This is a genomic window from Sphingopyxis sp. Root154 (assembly GCF_001427105.1).
In the GTDB taxonomy this organism is placed as follows: Bacteria; Pseudomonadota; Alphaproteobacteria; order Sphingomonadales; family Sphingomonadaceae; genus Sphingopyxis.
The window spans coordinates 2,071,628-2,087,747 of record NZ_LMGI01000002.1 but is presented as its reverse complement, the minus strand read 5'-3'; the positions used below and the strand labels follow the sequence as shown (position 1 = coordinate 2,087,747).

The 16,120-nt window shown below is 65.6% G+C and carries 10 protein-coding genes and 3 pseudogenes; 4 read left to right on the top strand and 9 right to left on the bottom strand.

Translation table 11 applies throughout. The annotated features are described in order from the left end of the window. From ASD73_RS15550 to ASD73_RS15530, 5 genes and pseudogenes are all read right to left on the bottom strand, one after another. Window positions 1-761, bottom strand: a pseudogene (locus tag ASD73_RS15550) (mannitol dehydrogenase family protein); the annotation flags it as partial. After that, window positions 758-1,741: pseudogene (gene uxaC, locus ASD73_RS15545) on the bottom strand (glucuronate isomerase); the annotation flags it as partial. The pseudogenes ASD73_RS15550 and uxaC, both read right to left, overlap by 4 nt. Window positions 1,742-1,791: 50 nt before the next feature. Beyond that, a pseudogene (locus tag ASD73_RS15540) lies at window positions 1,792-2,340 on the bottom strand (glucuronate isomerase); the annotation flags it as partial. A 4-nt stretch (window positions 2,341-2,344) separates the two neighbouring features. Further along, window positions 2,345-3,652, bottom strand: a complete 1,308-nt coding sequence (locus ASD73_RS15535; protein WP_056373250.1) for an MFS transporter — start codon at window positions 3,650-3,652, stop codon at window positions 2,345-2,347. 22 nt (window positions 3,653-3,674) lie between these two features. Continuing rightward, window positions 3,675-4,403 (bottom strand): 2-keto-4-pentenoate hydratase, encoded by a 729-nt coding sequence (locus tag ASD73_RS15530; protein WP_235534458.1) that lies wholly within the window; start codon window positions 4,401-4,403, stop codon window positions 3,675-3,677. A gap of 157 nt (window positions 4,404-4,560) precedes the next feature. On the opposite strand from ASD73_RS15530, the gene ASD73_RS15525 reads away from it, so the two are divergent. Continuing rightward, window positions 4,561-6,063, top strand: coding sequence for a UxaA family hydrolase (locus ASD73_RS15525; protein WP_056373248.1), 1,503 nt, complete (start codon window positions 4,561-4,563; stop codon window positions 6,061-6,063). On the opposite strand, the gene ASD73_RS15520 is transcribed toward ASD73_RS15525, so the two are convergent. Together ASD73_RS15520 and ASD73_RS15515 are read right to left on the bottom strand one after the other, a co-directional pair. Then, complete coding sequence (locus tag ASD73_RS15520; RefSeq protein ID WP_056373744.1) at window positions 6,060-7,655, bottom strand: family 43 glycosylhydrolase; 1,596 nt, start codon at window positions 7,653-7,655, stop codon at window positions 6,060-6,062. The two genes, ASD73_RS15525 and ASD73_RS15520, sit on opposite strands and share 4 nt — an antisense overlap. Window positions 7,656-7,750: 95 nt before the next feature. Continuing rightward, on the bottom strand, window positions 7,751-10,579 hold the full coding sequence (locus tag ASD73_RS15515) for a TonB-dependent receptor (RefSeq protein ID WP_443027972.1): 2,829 nt from the start codon (window positions 10,577-10,579) through the stop codon (window positions 7,751-7,753). Window positions 10,580-10,901: 322 nt separating this feature from the next. Between ASD73_RS15515 and ASD73_RS15510 the strand changes: the two genes are divergently transcribed. From ASD73_RS15510 to ASD73_RS15500, 3 genes are read left to right on the top strand one after another with little or no spacing between them, the layout of a single operon-like run. After that, window positions 10,902-12,212, top strand: a complete 1,311-nt coding sequence (locus ASD73_RS15510) for a pectate lyase family protein (protein WP_443027971.1) — start codon at window positions 10,902-10,904, stop codon at window positions 12,210-12,212. A gap of 2 nt (window positions 12,213-12,214) precedes the next feature. After that, window positions 12,215-12,616, top strand: coding sequence for a cupin domain-containing protein (locus ASD73_RS15505; protein WP_056373245.1), 402 nt, complete (start codon window positions 12,215-12,217; stop codon window positions 12,614-12,616). Beyond that, window positions 12,613-13,593 (top strand): alpha/beta hydrolase, encoded by a 981-nt coding sequence (locus ASD73_RS15500; protein ID WP_056373244.1) that lies wholly within the window; start codon window positions 12,613-12,615, stop codon window positions 13,591-13,593. The genes ASD73_RS15505 and ASD73_RS15500 overlap by 4 nt, the downstream gene beginning before the upstream one ends. Here ASD73_RS15500 and ASD73_RS15495 read toward each other — a convergent pair. Both ASD73_RS15495 and ASD73_RS15490 read right to left on the bottom strand, forming a co-directional pair. Further along, window positions 13,590-15,116: a carboxylesterase/lipase family protein gene (locus ASD73_RS15495; protein ID WP_056373243.1), complete on the bottom strand. Its 1,527-nt coding sequence runs from the start codon at window positions 15,114-15,116 to the stop codon at window positions 13,590-13,592. The two genes, ASD73_RS15500 and ASD73_RS15495, sit on opposite strands and share 4 nt — an antisense overlap. After that, the gene (locus ASD73_RS15490) at window positions 15,103-16,116 is read right to left on the bottom strand and encodes a sugar kinase (protein ID WP_056373242.1); all 1,014 of its coding nucleotides are present in this window, start codon (window positions 16,114-16,116) and stop codon (window positions 15,103-15,105) included. Before ASD73_RS15490 ends, ASD73_RS15495 begins: the two co-directional genes overlap by 14 nt. Between the last annotated feature and the right edge of the window lie 4 nt (window positions 16,117-16,120).

The window sequence follows — 16,120 nt, the reverse complement described above, 5'->3', positions numbered from 1 at the left end:
AAATCATCCTCGATAACCCATTGGCTGAACGCCTCGGTGACCACAGCGCCCTCGTCGCGGACGCCGAGCACGGCTTCGACGTCGGCACGATCGGCCTCGGTGGTCGCGGGGACGATCCGGTCAATCATCGTCGCCGGGCAGCGGCATTCGCCGTCGAACCACGCCGACAGGTCGGGATGATATGCCGCGAGATACGCGCGCATCAAGCCGCGCAGCACCGCGCCATTGCCCGCCAGATTGTCGCAGCTGAGCAATGTCAGCCCCGGCAAGCCCGCCGCCTTGCGCGCCGCGAGCCCCGCCGCGACAAAGCGATAGAGGCTGCGACTGCCGGCCGCTTCAGCAAGGTCCAGCGATCCGTCGGGACGCCGCAGATAGCCCTTTTCGGTGACGGTGAAGCTGACGATGTGTGTCGTCGGGGCCGCAATCGCATCGACCACGGCGTGCGGATTGTCGGAGGCGACGAACACCTGCCGGACCGCGCCGATCAGCCGCAACCCGGTTCCTGCCGCGCTACGCGTGCTGACGGTGTACAGGCCGTCCTGCGGGTTGAGCTGCGCCGCGACGTCGCTTGAACGAAGCGACACGCCGATAATGGCCCAGTCGCGGTCGCCCGAACGCATCGCATCGTCGGTATAGACCGCCTGATGCGCGCGGTGGAACGCGCCGATGCCGATATGGACGATTCCCGCGGCTTGAGCGGCGCGTTCGTAGTCCGGCGTCTGCACCGACGCCGGGATCGGCGTTTGGGCCGAAAGCCTCACAGCTTGTACGCCGCCTTGGCGAGATTATAGCTGAGGTCGACCGCGAGTTCGGCGGCTTCCCATTCCTCCAGCCGGTGTTCGGCGACGAGCTGCGCGAGGAAGCCGCAGTCGATACGCCGCGCGACGTCGTGGCGCGCGGGGATCGACAGGAAGGCGCGCGTGTCGTCGTTGAAACCGACGCTATTGTAGAAGCCCGCGGTCTCGGTCGTGTGGCTGCGAAAGCGCCGCATCCCTTCGGGACTGTCGTGAAACCACCAGGCGGGGCCGAGCTTCAGCGCCGGATAATGGCCTGCGAGCGGTGCCAATTCTCTCGCGTAGCTCGTCTCGTCGAGCGTGAAGAGGATGATCGTCAGTGCGGCTTCGTTGCCATAACGCCCCAGTAGCGGGCGCAGCGCATGGACATAGTCGGTCGCCATCGGAATATCGGCGCCCTTGTCGCGGCCATAATGGGTGAACAGCCACGGGTTGTGGTTGCGGAAACTGCCCGGGTGAATCTGCATGACGAGACCGTCGTCGAGGCTCATCCCCGCCATCACSGTCAGCATATGCCCGCGGAACAGTTCGGCATCGGCGGCAGTCACGCTGTCCCCGGTAACGCGCGCGAACAAGGCTTCAGCCTCGGCGTCAGACAGGTCGGCGGTCGCCGCCGTCGGATGGCCATGATCGGTCGAGGTTGCGCCCATCTCCGCGAAGAAGGCACGGCGATTGCGGTGCGCGGCGAGATAGCCCGCATAGCTGAAGGCATCCTCGCCCGAGAGGTCGGAGAAGCGTTTGAGGTTATCGCGAAAGCCCTCATACTCGGGATCGATCACGGGATCAGGGCGATAGGCGGTGACCACCCGTCCCGCCCACTCGCCGCTCGCATTAGCGTCGCGGATCACGGCATGATGCTCGAGCGTATCGAGCGGGCTTTCGGTCGTTGCGATCACCTCGATCCCGTACCGATCATACAGCGCGCGCGGGCGGAAGGCATCGGTCGCCGGGTTAGACGAAACCCATCTCGCGCGGCGCGCCGACAGCCTGTCGGGCGGCCATTAGCGTCGCGGATCACGGCATGATGCTCGAGCGTATCGAGCGGGCTTTCGGTCGTTGCGATCACCTCGATCCCGTACCGATCATACAGCGCGCGCGGGCGGAAGGCATCGGTCGCGAGCTTCTCGGTTATCAGATCGTAATAGAGGTCGGACGTCTCGCCCGAAAATTGCACCTCGAAGCCGAATGCCTCGGCGAACACCCAGTCCATCCACATCCGTGTCGGCGTGCCGCGAAACAGATGATAGTTTTGCGCGAAGAGCCGCCAGCTCTCGCGCGGGTTGGCGTCGCGGTTGCGGATCCCCAGCGCATCGAGCGAAATGCCCTGCGAATAGAGCATCCGGAACGCATAATGGTCGGGATGCAACAGGAATTCGGCAGCATTGCCGAACGATGCGTTGCCCGCGAACCACGCCGGATCGGTGTGCCCGTGCGGGCTGACGATCGGCAGGCCCGCCACCTCTTTATAGAGCCGGCGCGCGATCTCGCGCTGCGCCGGATCGGACGGAAAGAGGCGGTCGGGGGAGAGGGCCAGCGGGCGCGGCATCGGATCAGGTTTTGCTTTCTACGCTAACCGGCGCGAGACGCGGGCTCAAAAGGTGGATCGCCAGCACGGCAAGGAAATAGACCGTCGTGCAGGCGGCAAAGATGAGGGTGTAATTGCCCCCCGTCGCGTCGAGCACGAGCCCGGTCGACTTGGCCATGATCATCCCGCCGACGCCGCCCATAAAGCCGCCGAGCCCGATCACCGACCCGACCGCGCGTTTGGGGAACATGTCGGGCGGGATCGACAGGAGCGTCGACGAAAAGGCCTGGTGCCCCGCGAGCGCCAGACCGATCAACACGACCGCGAGCCACATATTGTCGAGCCCGGTGACGAACAGCAACGGCAGGACGAAACAACCGGCGATCGCCATCGTCACCTTGCGTGCGAAATTGACGCTGTGACCCTGCTGGATCAGTTTCGACGAGGTCCAGCCGCCAAAGATGCTGCCGACGTCGGAGAGCAGATACATGATGATCATCGGCAGCAGCACGACCTTGAGATCGACGTCATAGGTCGAGCTGAAATATTTGGGCAGCCAGAAGAGCATCAGGAACCAGACGGGATCGATGAGGAATTTGGCGACCGCGAACGCCCAGGCCTCGCGCTTGGTGACGATCCGGCCCCAGCCGATGCGTTCGACCTGTTCGGGCGGGTCATGTTCGATCCACGCGAGTTCGGCCTCGCTGACCTTCCCGCTTTCGCGCGGATTGCTGTAGAGCCAGAGCCAGAGGATCAGGAGAAGGACGCCGAAAGCGCCGGTGTAGATGAAGGTTTCGCGCCAGTCGAAACCGAGCACGCGCATGAACAGCGCAACCGTCGGCGCGGTCAGGATCACGCCGATCGTCGTCGCGCTGTTGACCCAGCCGATCGCGTAGGAGCGCTCCTTTTGCGGAAACCATTCGCTCGACGCGCGAACGACCGCAGGGAAATGCCCCGCCTCGCCGACGCCGAGGATGACGCGCGCCGCCATGAAGGAGGCGATCGACCCTGCGAAACCATGGGCGATATGGCCGATCGTCCAGATCGAAATGGCGATGCTGTATCCGATCTTGGGACCGAAGCGGTCGATCAGCCAGCCCATGAGCAGGAAGCCGAGCGCGTAGGCGGCCTGGAAGGCTGTGACGATGTTACCATAGTCATTCTCGCTCCACCCGAGCTCGGTGCCGAGCGTCGGCGCGAGCAGGCCGAGCATCGTGCGATCGATATAATTGACCGTGGTCGCGGCGAACAGCACCGCGACAATCAGCCAGCGGTAGCGGCCGGACCTTGGCACCGGCGCCGCCGTACCTCCGTCCGCGAATGCCTGTGCCATAAACCTCTCCCGTTATGTTGCTTTAATAGCTTTTGATCGAGCAGCCGACGCGGATTTTTCCGTCGAACAGTGCTTCGGCGCGCTGGCCGGGCCTGATTTCATGAATACCGGTGATCGCGCCCGCGGACACCCAGGTCCCGGGTGGAATAGCTATGCCGCGCGCGCGCAGGATCTCGATGAGGAACAGCGCCGAGCCGAAGGGGCCGTCGAGCATGGCCTCCATCGTCGCAGTGCCGACCGTTTCGCCGTCGATCGCCATTTCGACCGGCATTCGGATCAGGTCGGCGCCCTGCCAGTCCGCGATCGACGGGCCGAGGATCAGCCCCTTGTTATTGCCATAGTCCGACGCGGTGACCGCCGGGCCGTGACGATTGATCTCGGGAAAAGGCGAGCTCGCGATCTCGATGCCCGTGCGGACGTCGGCAATGCACTCGCGCACGCTGTCGATGTCATAGGCGCGACCGCCGACCTCGCCAAAGCAGAGCAGCACTTCAGCTTCGGCGGCGGCGAAGCCGTCGGCATAGACGGGCATCACCGGCTGAGCGGCACCATCGAAGATTTCGTCGGCGAAGATCGGACCGGTCAGACGGTTGACGCCGTAGCGGGCGACGAGCTCAGCGGCGATTCGCCCGACTTTCCATCCGCCGATGCGGCGGCCGTCGAGCGCGATCGCGCTGTCCTGGATCGCATAGGCCTCAGCCATCGTCTGCGGCATCGCGCCGGGATAAACGGTAAGCGGTGTCTTTCCCACGCGGGCGTCGATTAGGGCACGCGCCAAATTCTGTTGATCGCTTGTCGCCAGCATCTTTCTCATTTCCCTCTTCCGCGAAGCGGTGTAAGAGACACCGGTGTCAAAGGCAAGCGAATATCAGATGTATGACAAATTGCTCCGCCGTGCCGGGTACTGAATGGTGATGACCGGCGACAGCATAATCCGTGCGATCCGCGTCCATGACGCGGACAATGTCGCGACCGCGATCGCCGACATCGCGGCTGGCGACCCCATGTTCGCCGACGGCGATCTTCGGGCGGCCGTCGCCGTGGGGCGCGGGCACAAGATTGCGCTCGCGCCGATCGCGCGCGGCGAAGCGGCGATCAAATATGGCTTCCCGATCGGAATCGCGACCGCCGACATCGCGCCGGGCGACCATGTCCACAGCCATAATCTGGCGACCGCGCTGAGCAGTGATGGCGACTATCATTATGTGTCGGGCGCGAGCGACGCGACAACAGACGCCAACCCGGCGCCGACTTTTCGCGGCTATGTCCGCCCCGACGGGCGCGTCGGCACGCGCAACGAGATCTGGATCCTTCCGACCGTCGGCTGCGTCGGCAATCTCGCCGCGCGCGTCGCGAGGATCGCGGGCGCGCGCCATGCGGGGTCCGTCGACGGGGTTCACGCGTTCAAGCATCCGTTTGGTTGTTCGCAGCTTGGCGACGATCTTGGCCATACGCGGGCCTTGCTCGCGGCGCTTGCGCAGCATCCCAATGCCGGCGGGGTGCTGATCGTCGGGCTGGGGTGCGAGAGCAATCAGCTCGGCGCGCTGCTCGACCGGATCCCGGCCGACCGCTGCGCGCACATTCGCACGCTGTCGGCGCAGGCGGTCGAGGATGACGAGGCGGCGTGCCTTGCGCTGGTCGACGAATTGGTCGCGGGCTGTGCCGACACCCTGCGCAGCGACGTGCCGCTGTCGCAGCTGGTGCTTGGGGTAAAGTGCGGCGGCTCCGACGGGCTGTCGGGGCTGACCGCCAACCCGCTCGTCGGGCGCATGGCGGATACCGTCGCGGCGGCGGGCGGGAAGGTGGTGCTGACCGAGATCCCCGAAATTTTCGGCGCCGAACAGGTGCTGATGGACCGCGCGGTATCGCGCACAGTTTTCGACGAGACGGTCGCGCTCGTGCGGGATTTCAAGGACTATTTCATCCGTAACGGCGAACCGATGAGCGAGAACCCATCGCCCGGCAATATTGCGGGCGGGATCACCACGCTCGAGGAAAAATCGCTCGGCGCGGTGCAGAAGGGCGGCAAGGTGCCCGTCGTCGATGTCCGGCGTTACGGCGGCGAAGCAACGCTGCCTGGGCTGACCCTGCTCGAGGCGCCGGGCAATGACGCGGTGTCGTCGACCGCGCTGACTGCGGCCGGGGCGACGATCATCCTGTTCACCACCGGCCGCGGTACCCCGCTCGGCTTTCCGGCGCCGACGCTGAAGATCGCATCGAACAGCGCGCTGGCCGAACGCAAGGCGGGCTGGATCGACTTCGACGCAGGGACGGTGCTCGATGCCGGATTCGACAGCGCAGCGGACGCCCTGCTCGACCTGATCGCCGCCACCGCATCGGGCGCCGTGACGCGAGCCGAGGCCAATGAAGAGCGCGATATTGCGATCTGGAAATCGGGCGTTACGCTTTAATCGAGCGCGCGGAAGGTGAAGTTGCGGAAGCGCGCTTCGCCCTCGCCCGCCGAATAGAGGCCGGGGCGCAGCATCAGGAAGCCGCCGCGCACATTATGGTGATAGCCCGACACCTCCATGCCGCGATCGAATCGGACCCACGTCTTCCCGCCGTCGCCGCTGGTGTCATAGGTGACGATATGGCGATCGTTGGTGACGCGCATCCGCATGCGTGCCCCGTGCGGGTTGGCGGGGCGGGCGCGCTCGATGCCATATTGGTGTGTGACGAAGCGCTCGCCGTCGAAGCCGAGCCCGCAATAGAGCTTCTCGTCGTAGAAGAGGATCAGGCCAGCGGTGCCGCCGGGCGCGATCTCGATATCGCATTCGAAGCGGTACGCCTGATCGCCCGCGATCAGCAGCAAGGGCGAGGAATCGACCGGCGCCTTGCCGCGTGCCGTGAGGATAAGCGCACCATCCTCGACGCGCGCGCGGCTGCGCTCGTCGGCGGCGGGCTTGAAGAAATTCCATTTCGCGCCGAGCGCGAGCGCGGTAAAATCGTCCGACAGCGCCATGCCGTGCGGTCCCGCCACCGCGCCGCCCTTGGGCTTGGCGATCGGCTGCGACAGGTCGCCACCCTTCATGCGGAACCAGCCGTCGTGGGTCCATTCGATCGGGTCGAGCAGCGCCTGGCGGCCGAGCGTCCAATAGCCGTTTTCGAAGCCGTGATAAACGCTCCACCAGTCGCCCGCGGGTCCCTCGACCAGCGTAGCATGGCCGCGCGACCACCATTTTTCGGCCGCCGATGTGGTGCGGACGAGCGGGTTCGCGGGGCAGTTCTCCCACGGCCCGTGGATCGATTTCGAGCGCGCCGCGATGACCATATGGCCGGTCGGTGGACCCGCGGTGCCGCCGACCGCGGTGATCATGTAATAATAGTCGCCGCGGCGCGTGATCTTCGGCCCCTCGGGCGCGAAGCCCTCGACGACCCAGTCGGCGGGATAGCGCCACGGATCATAGACATGCTCGGGTTCGCCGACGCGCGACAGGCCGTCGTCGGACAGGCGCACGCGGTCGCCGCCCGACAGGAACAGCCAGCGCGACCCGTCTTCACCGACCGCGTGGCCGGGGTCGATATGGTTGGGCAGGTTCAGGTCGACCGGATCGCTCCACGGCCCTCCGATCTTGTCCGCCCAGATCACCCAGCTGGTGTTCGGACCTTTCGTGGGGATGTAGAGATAATAGCGGCCCTTGTGCTTGCACAACTCGGGCGCCCAGACCGCGCCGATATTCTTGTGAAGTGCGGGGCCAATCGGGCGCCAGTTCACCAGGTCGCGCGAGTGCCAGATGACCAGTCCCGGATAGCTATCGAAGGTCGAGAAGGTCATATAATAATCGCCGCCGTCCTTCAGGATCGACGGATCGGGATGGTCGCCGGCCATGACCGGATTGAGGAAGCGCCCGTCGCCGAGATCGGCCTTGCGCTGGCCGTCGAAGCCCTTGGCCCACGCCGGAACGGAACCCGAAGACGCGGGCGCCGCCGTCGCCCATGCGGCGGGCGCGGCGAAGCCCGACAGCCCGGTCGCGATCAGACCGCTCCCGGCGAGCTTGAGCATGTCGCGGCGATCGGTCACGCGTATCTCCTCAAAAAAAGAAAGGCCCGGCCCCCTGAAATCGGAAACCGGGCCTCACCGGGACGAATCCGTCGGCGTCAGATCTTGACGCGCGCGCCGAACAGGAAGGTGCGGCCGAAATGGTTATTCTCGTAATTGCGATCGGCGTCGATATCGGTGAAGCGATAGCGATATTCGTCGGTCAGGTTGATGCCCTCGACCGAGATTTCGATATTGTCGGTGATCGCATAGCGGACCGACGCATCGACGTTGATCGTCGAGCCATAGCCTTCGAACACGTTGCCGGTGCCGCTGTTCGCGTCGGCATAGCGGCTGCGATAGCTGACCGAGGCGCGGGCGCTGAACTTGCCGTCGTCATAATAGAGCGTGCCGTTATAGGCGCGCTTCGACAGGTTGAAGAGCGTGCCGTTGCGGATCGCGCCAACGTTGGCGCCGCCCGGGACGATCGACGGACCGGCGACCGAATAATCGGCGTCCGAGTCGACATAGGTGGCGTTCACAATGCCGCCGAAGTTCGACAGGAAGCCCGGCAGGAATTTGAACGGGGCCTGCAGCGAAACTTCGATGCCTTTCAGCTTTGCGCCTTCGCCGTTGCCGATCGAGTTGATCGTCCAGATCTGGCCCTCGGGATTGATCGACGCCGGGCTGCTCGGCGGAATGATCGACGTCGGCAGGCCGGTCGAGGCAAAGGTGCCGCTGGTGGTCGTCGCGACCGGGAAGCTGGCGATGTCCTTCTTGAACAGCGCGACCGAGAAGATCGACTGCGGTGCGAAATACCATTCGAACGCAATGTCATAGGCGGTCGCGCGGAACGGATCGAGGAACGGGTTGCCGTAGTTGATGCGATAGTTGAACCCGTCGACGGTTCCGCCGGGGGTCAGATTGCCGAGCGTCGGGCGCGTCATCACATCGGCAACCGCGGCGCGAATGATGATGTCGTCGTGCGGGAACAGCGCGAGGTTCATCGACGGCAGCCAGTCTTCATAGCTGCGCTCGACAGTCACCGCCGCCCCGCTGCTCAGCCCGCTCGACCTCTGGTCGGTGTGGACATAGCGCACCCCGGCGTTCAGCGCATAGCGAAGGCCGCCAAGCTCGCCCTTGGCATCGAACTGCAGATAGCCGCCGGTGACCTCTTCGCGCACGGCGCGGTTGTTACCGGCGTCGACCGCGGCGACGCGGTCGTAAAGCTTGGTGAAAGCCGTCGTCGCGTCGAGATTGGCAACCAGCCACTCGGTCGTCGTGCCCGACGGCTGGCCCGCCTTGCCGAGCGTGAACAGCTCGGCGAGCCCCGAGTTGACCGGGAAACCGTACACCGCGGCCGGCCCGAAGGCCGACGACGGCGAGCAGGCGAGCGTGCCGAGCACGCGGTCGACGCCGCCGTTGCCGCACACAACGGTGTCGCGCGTGAACGCGATGCTGGAGAAGTCGAAGCGGCGATAGACGCCGCCTGCCTTGACCGTGAAATCGTCGCTGATGTCCCATTCGGTACGCAGCTGCGCGGTGCGGAACTTGTTCGCGACTTCCGACGGACGGTCGCGGATTTCGGCGAGCTGGAAATTCGCCGGATTGGTGACGCTGGTGCCAAAGGTCAGCAGCGGATTTTTCATGTCGCTATAATCGTAGCGATAATCCTGCGCATCGCGGTCGTCGAAGACGATCGTCGTTTCGAGCGGGATCGACGCGGTCGATTTCGACATGCCGCCTAGCAGGGTGAAGCGGAACGTATCGCTGACATCCTGGTCCCACGTCGCGCCGACCTGCCAAAATTCGGTCTTCGCCTTGCGCAGATAATGTTCGGTGCGCACCCACGCGTCGTCGAGCGTCGCCGAGATCATGTTATTATCGCCGTCGATTTCATAGTCGCTGACGTTGATCGAGCGTTCGTTGCTGCGCAGCAGCACCTCGGCCCAACGCTCGCGGCGCTGGTGCTTGAAGCTCGAATAAAGTCCGTCGAGCGAGATTTTGGTCGCATCGCTCGGCGCGAACTGGATCGACCCGGTGATGCCGAGGCGCTTCTTGTCGTGCGCGATTTCGCCGTAGCGCGGGATGCGCGGATGGAAGGCGAGCGAGACCTCGTTGCATGCAGCGCTCGGGATATAGGTGCCGCCCGAATTGGCGGCGGTCCAGCACGGCGTGCCATCGACCGAGTCGAAACGCGCCTGCGCCCAGCGAACCGAATTGTTGCCGAGTTCGAGCGTCTTCTGGTCGGAATAGGCGGCCGACACCGCAAAGCCGAGCGTACCAGCGTCATTCACCCAGCTGAGCAGTCCGGCAGCGCGCGGACCGACCTTTTCGGAGAGGTCGTTGTAGCTGCCCTGCGCCGACAGCGCCGCGGTGAAGCCACCCTTGCCCGCGAGCGGATTGCCCGTGTTGAGGTCGACCACCGCGCCGAGCGAGCCTTCGTCGAGTTCGGCCGACGCGGTCTTGTGGACGACGATCGAGCTGAACAGCTCGGAGGCGAAGACGTTGAAGTCGAACGCGCGGTCGCGGTTCGCCGAGGCGCCGTCAGTCGAGGTCGCGACTGTTTCGAGCCCGTTGACGCGGACGCGGGTGAATTGCGAGCCGAGCCCGCGCACGGTGATGCCGCGGCCTTCGCCGCCATCGCGCTGGATCGTGATGCCGGGAATGCGCTGCAGCGATTCGGCAAGATTCTGGTCGGGGAATTTGGCGATGTCTTCGGCGACGATCGCGTCGACCGCGGCGACCGACTCGCGTTTTACGTTGAGCGCGGCACCCAGCGATGCGCGGAAGCCGGTGACGACGATCTCGTCCTCGCTCGCGACGGTTTCGTCGGCCGCCGCAGCGGCGTCCTGCGCCCACGCCGGCGAGGCCGCCAGCACGGCAAGCGATGCACCGCACGCCAGCCGGGTCAGAGTGCGAATGCTCCGCATTGCATGAATTGCCATTATCATCCTCCCTTATCGCCCCGTTGCCTCCGCTTGCGCAAGGAATGACACCGGTTACTTTGCTGGACAAAACGATTTGGCAAACCGCTTCATCCGTCGATTATTCAGAGGTTGATGGCGGCCGCCGTCACATGCGGCGAACCGGATCAGACCCTCTCCCTTGGAAATATTTTCTCGTTGACCGATTGGGGTAACCGGTGTCAGAAAGATTGCGGATTGCGACGAACATGTCAATACCCCAATGAAGAGGAGAGACAGGATGCCCAAAAAGCCATGGATAACTGCGCTTTTTCTGGCCCTTAGCCTGTCATCGGGTTCAGCAATGGCAGCCGAGACGACGCCGCTCGCCTTCCCCGGCGCGGTCGGCCCGGCGGCGCAGACCCCGGGCGGACGCGGCGGGCAGATATTGCGCGTGACCACGCTCGCGCCCGACGGTCCCGGGTCGCTGAAGGCGGCGATCGAGACGCCGGGGCCGCGCATCATCGTATTCGAGGTCGGCGGCGTGATCGACATGGCGCGCACGCCGATCGAGATCAAATATCCGTTCCTGACGATCGCCGGTCAAACCGCGCCCGGACCCGGCATCACCCTCATCCGCACCGGGATCGATGTGAAGACGCACGACGTCGTGATGCGCCACTTGCGTGTCTACACGGGCGTCGACGGCCAGCCGAAGCGCAGCGGGTGGGAAGCCGACACCTTCTCGACCGTCGCGGCGCATAATGTCATCGTCGACCACTGTACTTTGATGTGGGGGATCGACGAAAATATGTCGGCGTCGGGGCCGCGCTTCACCGGCAAGAGCGTCGATGAGTGGCGGCGGGGCACGAGCCACAACATCACCTTCTCGAACAACCTTGCCGCCGAGGGACTCGCCGATGCGAGCCATCCGAAAGGCGAGCACAGCAAGGGATCGCTGATCCACGACAATGCGACGGGCATCGTCTTTTACCGCAATGTCTGGGCGCATAATGTCGAGCGCAACCCGCTGATCAAGGGCGGCGGACAGGCGCTGATGATCAACAATCTGATCTATAACCCGCAGCACCGCGCGGTGCATTACAACCTGATGAACCTTGAATGGGTCGGGCACGACTATGTAACGGGTCAGATAACCGCGGTCGGCAATGTGATGCGCGGCGGCAACGACACCGACGAACGCCTGCCCTTTCTGATGCTCGGTGGCGACGGCGACCTCGAATATTATGGCAAGGACAATCTGGCAGTCGATCGCCACGGCCAGCCGCTTCCCGAATTCGGGCGCTATGGCGAGACGCAGGCCAAGCTGATCCGGGCGAAAGCACCGCTCGCGCCGGTCGGCGGTTACACCATCCTGCCGGTGCGCGACGTCGAAACCTCGGTGTTGTCCACCGCCGGCGCGCGGCCCTGGGCGCGCGATGCCGAAGAGATCCGCGTGCTCTTTTTCGTCGCCGAGGGGCGCGGTGAAGTGATCGACGATGAGAAGGAAGTGAGCGGCTACCCCAAGGTCAAGGAAGTACGCGCGCCTTTTGTCGCGTCCGAGTGGGACCTTGCGACAATGGCGCCGAAGTCGGGCCGCTATCCGGGCCAGACCGCCCCGCTGCCGCAGGAAAATCTGTCGGCGCGCGACCGTGCGTCGCGGACGGCGAATTGACGATGAGCGCGCTTCTTGCCCTGTTGCTTGCCGGCGCCGCCGCCCCCGCGATGGTCTTGATCGACGAAGCGGCGACGGTGCGCGAGGAAGCGCCGCCGCACGGCTCGATCGGCATGTCGACCGCATACCGGATCAGCGATGCGGTTCCCGCCCCGCGCAGCTTCGAATTCCGCAAGCGCGCGCTGCATGTCGGCGCGGAGATCGGCGTGCATCCGATCGACCATGACGAAATCTATTATGTCCTCTCGGGCACCGGCGTGGTCCATTCGGACGGCGAGGAGAAGGAGCTGAAAACGGGTACCGCCGCGTGGCTCTACAAGGGCGCGAAGGTCGGTATCCGCCAGACAGGGCGCGAGCCGCTGGTGCTAATTATCGCCTATCCGAACAAGGCGGGGAGCGAATGACGTTCGACCGCCGCGCGCTGCTCACCTCCGGGATCTCGCTGCCGCTCGCCGCGAGAGTGTCCGCGATCCCTCCGCCCGACGTCAGCCGCCCCGTCGGCGTCCGGCCGGACGCGAGTTTCGCGCTCTGGCCCGCGGGCCATGTGCGACCGCCCGCGGGGCTCGTCGAAGCGATCGTCCAGCGCAGCGAAGATCCGAATGCGAGTGACCGGATGCTGCAAGGCATCACGCGCCCGCGGCTCGACATCTTCCGTCCCGCAAAGCCCAACGGCGCGGCGGTGATCCTCGCGCCTGGCGGCGGTTATCGCTATGTCGTGGTCGACAAGGAGGGGTATGAGCTCGCGCGCTGGCTGCGCGAGCGCGGCGTTACCGCCTATGTCCTCTTCTATCGCCTGCCCGGTGACGGCTGGACGAACGGCGCCGATGTGCCGCTCGCCGATGCGCAGCGCGCGGTGCGGCTGGTTCGCAGCCGTGCGGGTGCTGACGGAATCGATCCGGCGCGTGTCGTCTTCGGCGGCTTCTCGGCGGGCGGTCAGGTCGCGACGAGCCTGCTCACGCGCTTCGACGCCAGGGTTTATGATCCGGTCGACGCGGCCGACGCCCAGCCGGCGCGGCCTGATGCGCTCGCGGCCATCTATCCCGTCGTGTCGATGGACCCGGCGATCGCGCATGCGGTGAGCCGCGAGAAGCTGATCGGCGCCAACCCCGACGCGGCGCGCGAGAAACTCTACTCGCCCGAGCGCAATGTCCGCTCCGACCAGCCCCCGCTGTGGTTGCTCCACGCCGAGGACGACAGCGTGGTGAAGGTCGCGAACAGCGTGCGGCTGCGCGAAGCGACGCGCGGCATCGGCGCGCCGTGCGAGGCGCATTTCTTCGAGCGCGGCGAACACGGCTTCGGGCTGATGAAGGCGGCGGGGCTGCCTGTTGCGATCTGGCCCGAGCTGCTGTGGAACTGGCTCGGATCGCACAAGATCGTCTAGCTGCCCGGCTGGATATAAGGCACCCGCGCGAACAGCTCGCGTTCCCACTTGCGCGGATCCTTTTCGACGCGGCTCTCCGTATCGAAGACCATCGTCTGACGCTTCGCCCGATCATAGGCCGGCCAGCCCGGATTCCCCGTGCGGGCAAAACGGACGAAGGCATCCATCACGCGGTCGCTCATCGCCTGCTGCGCAGGGGCGGGATCGGGGGTCGTGCCGAAGCTGAGCGCGATATCGTCGGCATGTTTCGCGCTTTCGAAATCGAGCTGATAGACGAAGCCCGGATGGCCGGCGCGCGCGCGCGCCTCGGCCTCCTCGACCTGCCCGCGCCAGCTGCGCGCCGCGGTGACGATGCGGTGGAAGAGGTCGAGCGGCACGGCCGTCGGATAGCGCGCGCGGAACTGGCCAACGACCCATGAGGGTTCGATGTCGATGCGCATCTCGGGCGCGATGCGCGCGGCAAGATTGCCGAAATCGAGCCCCGCGAGTTGCTTGCTATCGGGCGCATAGAAGGCGCGCGTTTCCATCACCGTATTGCCGAGCATCATCGGGATGCCAAGCGACTGCGGCGCGGCGTCGGGCCAGAAGGGGTGGCGCGTCAGATGCGTCATGTCGAGCACCGGGCCCATATAGACGCCGCCGCCGAGCACCGGGTCGGTCGCCGATAGCGCTGCGACGAGCTGCTCGACCGGCGCGGTCGCGGGGTCGACGCCCTCCCCCAGCTTGCCCAGAAACGCCTGCGCACGTTTGGTCGCGTTGAGCGGCCCCGAGGCGGTGACCTGTTGCCCGCTCATCGTGATCGCCTTGTGGAACAGGCCCTTGGCTTCGGGCATCGCCATCAGTGTCGCGATCTTCGCACCGCCGCCCGACTGGCCGAAGACGGTGACGTTCGCGGGGTCGCCGCCGAACGCCGCAATATTGCGCTGGACCCATTGCAGCGCCACGATCAGGTCGAGCTGTCCCGCATTGCCGCTGTCGGGAAAGCGCGGGTCGAGCCCGGCGAGGTAGAGATAGCCCAGCGCGTTGAGGCGGTGGTTGACGGTCACAACGACGACATCGCCACGCGCCGCCAGGTTCGCGCCGTCGTTGACCGGGTCGGTGACGCTGCCGGTCGAATAGGCACCGCCGTGGAAATAGACCATCACGGGGCGCTTTGCGGGCTTTTCAATATCGGGCGTCCAGACATTGAGGAACAGGCAGTCCTCGCCCTGCGGCTGATAGCGGCCACCCGTTTGGGGACAGGCGGGACCAAAAATGTCGCCCCGCAATTGCTCGGCCTTCGTCATGGCGACCGGAGCCCGAAAACGCTCGGCGCGGCCATAGCGGATGCCCGTGAAAGCCCAGGACTGGCTGTCGCCAAAGCTGCGGAATGCGCCCGAACGATAGTCGCCGTCGGACGCGCTCACCGCTCCGATATGATGAACCGGCGTGAAGACCTCGGCCCGCCCAACGGCTGAAAGGAGGAGCGAGCTGCCGGCCGTTGCCAGAAGCGCACGGCGGCCGATCGGCTCAGCGCCGGACATCGAGCCCGCCGCCGTGGAAGGCGTCGATATCGGCCTGCCCGAAACGGCTCGCGTCGCCCGGCAGCGAATGTTTGAGGCAGGTGAGCGCAAGGCCCGATTCCGCCATCGCACGCGCATCGCCGCCCGACAGATGCGCATGGAGTACGCCCGCGGCAAAGGCATCGCCCGCGCCGATGCGGTCGACGATGCCGGTGACGTCGATCTCGGGGGTCTGATAGCCGCCGCCGCGCAGGTCGACGCGCGCCGCGATGCGGTGATGATCTGCGGTGGCCGTATGGCGCGCGGTCGATGCAATCAGCTGGAGGCCGGGGAACGCCGCGAAACCCGCTTCGGCAGCTTCGCGCCGCCGGTCCTCGCCCTCGCCGCTGAATTCCTTGCCGAGCACGAGCGAGAGATCGCGGTGGTTGCCGAAGAGGATGTCTGTGGTGCCGATCAGTTCGGAGAGGATCGTGCGCGGATCGCTGTCCCACGCCTCCCACAACATCGCGCGGTAATTGCCGTCAAAGCTGACGGGGACGCCAAGCCGTTTTGCCGCACGCGCCGCCGCGAGCGTTGCTTCGGCCGAGCGCGGCCCGAGCGCGGGGGTGATGCCCGAGAGGTGGAGCAGGCCCGCGCCCGCCAGCAAGCGGTCGAAATCATAATCGTCGGGCCCCGTTGCGGCAAAGCTCGACCCCGCACGATCGTAGACGATCTCCGACGCGCGCAGCCCTGCGCCGACGCTGAGGAAATAGAGCCCCATGCGCCCCGTCCCGCTGGTGACGGCGGCACAATCGACGCCCGCGCCGCGTACCGTAGCCACGGCTCCGCGACCCAGTGCATTCGAAGGAACGCGGCTGACCATCGCGCAATCGTGGCCAAGGTGCGCGAGGCCGATCGCGACATTCGCCTCCGCCCCGCCGACATGGAGCGCGAGCGACGGCGACTGCATCAGAAGCTCGTTGCCCGGCGCGGTGAGGCGGATCAGCAGTTCGCCGAAAAAGACAAGGCGGCCGGAGGACATGGCC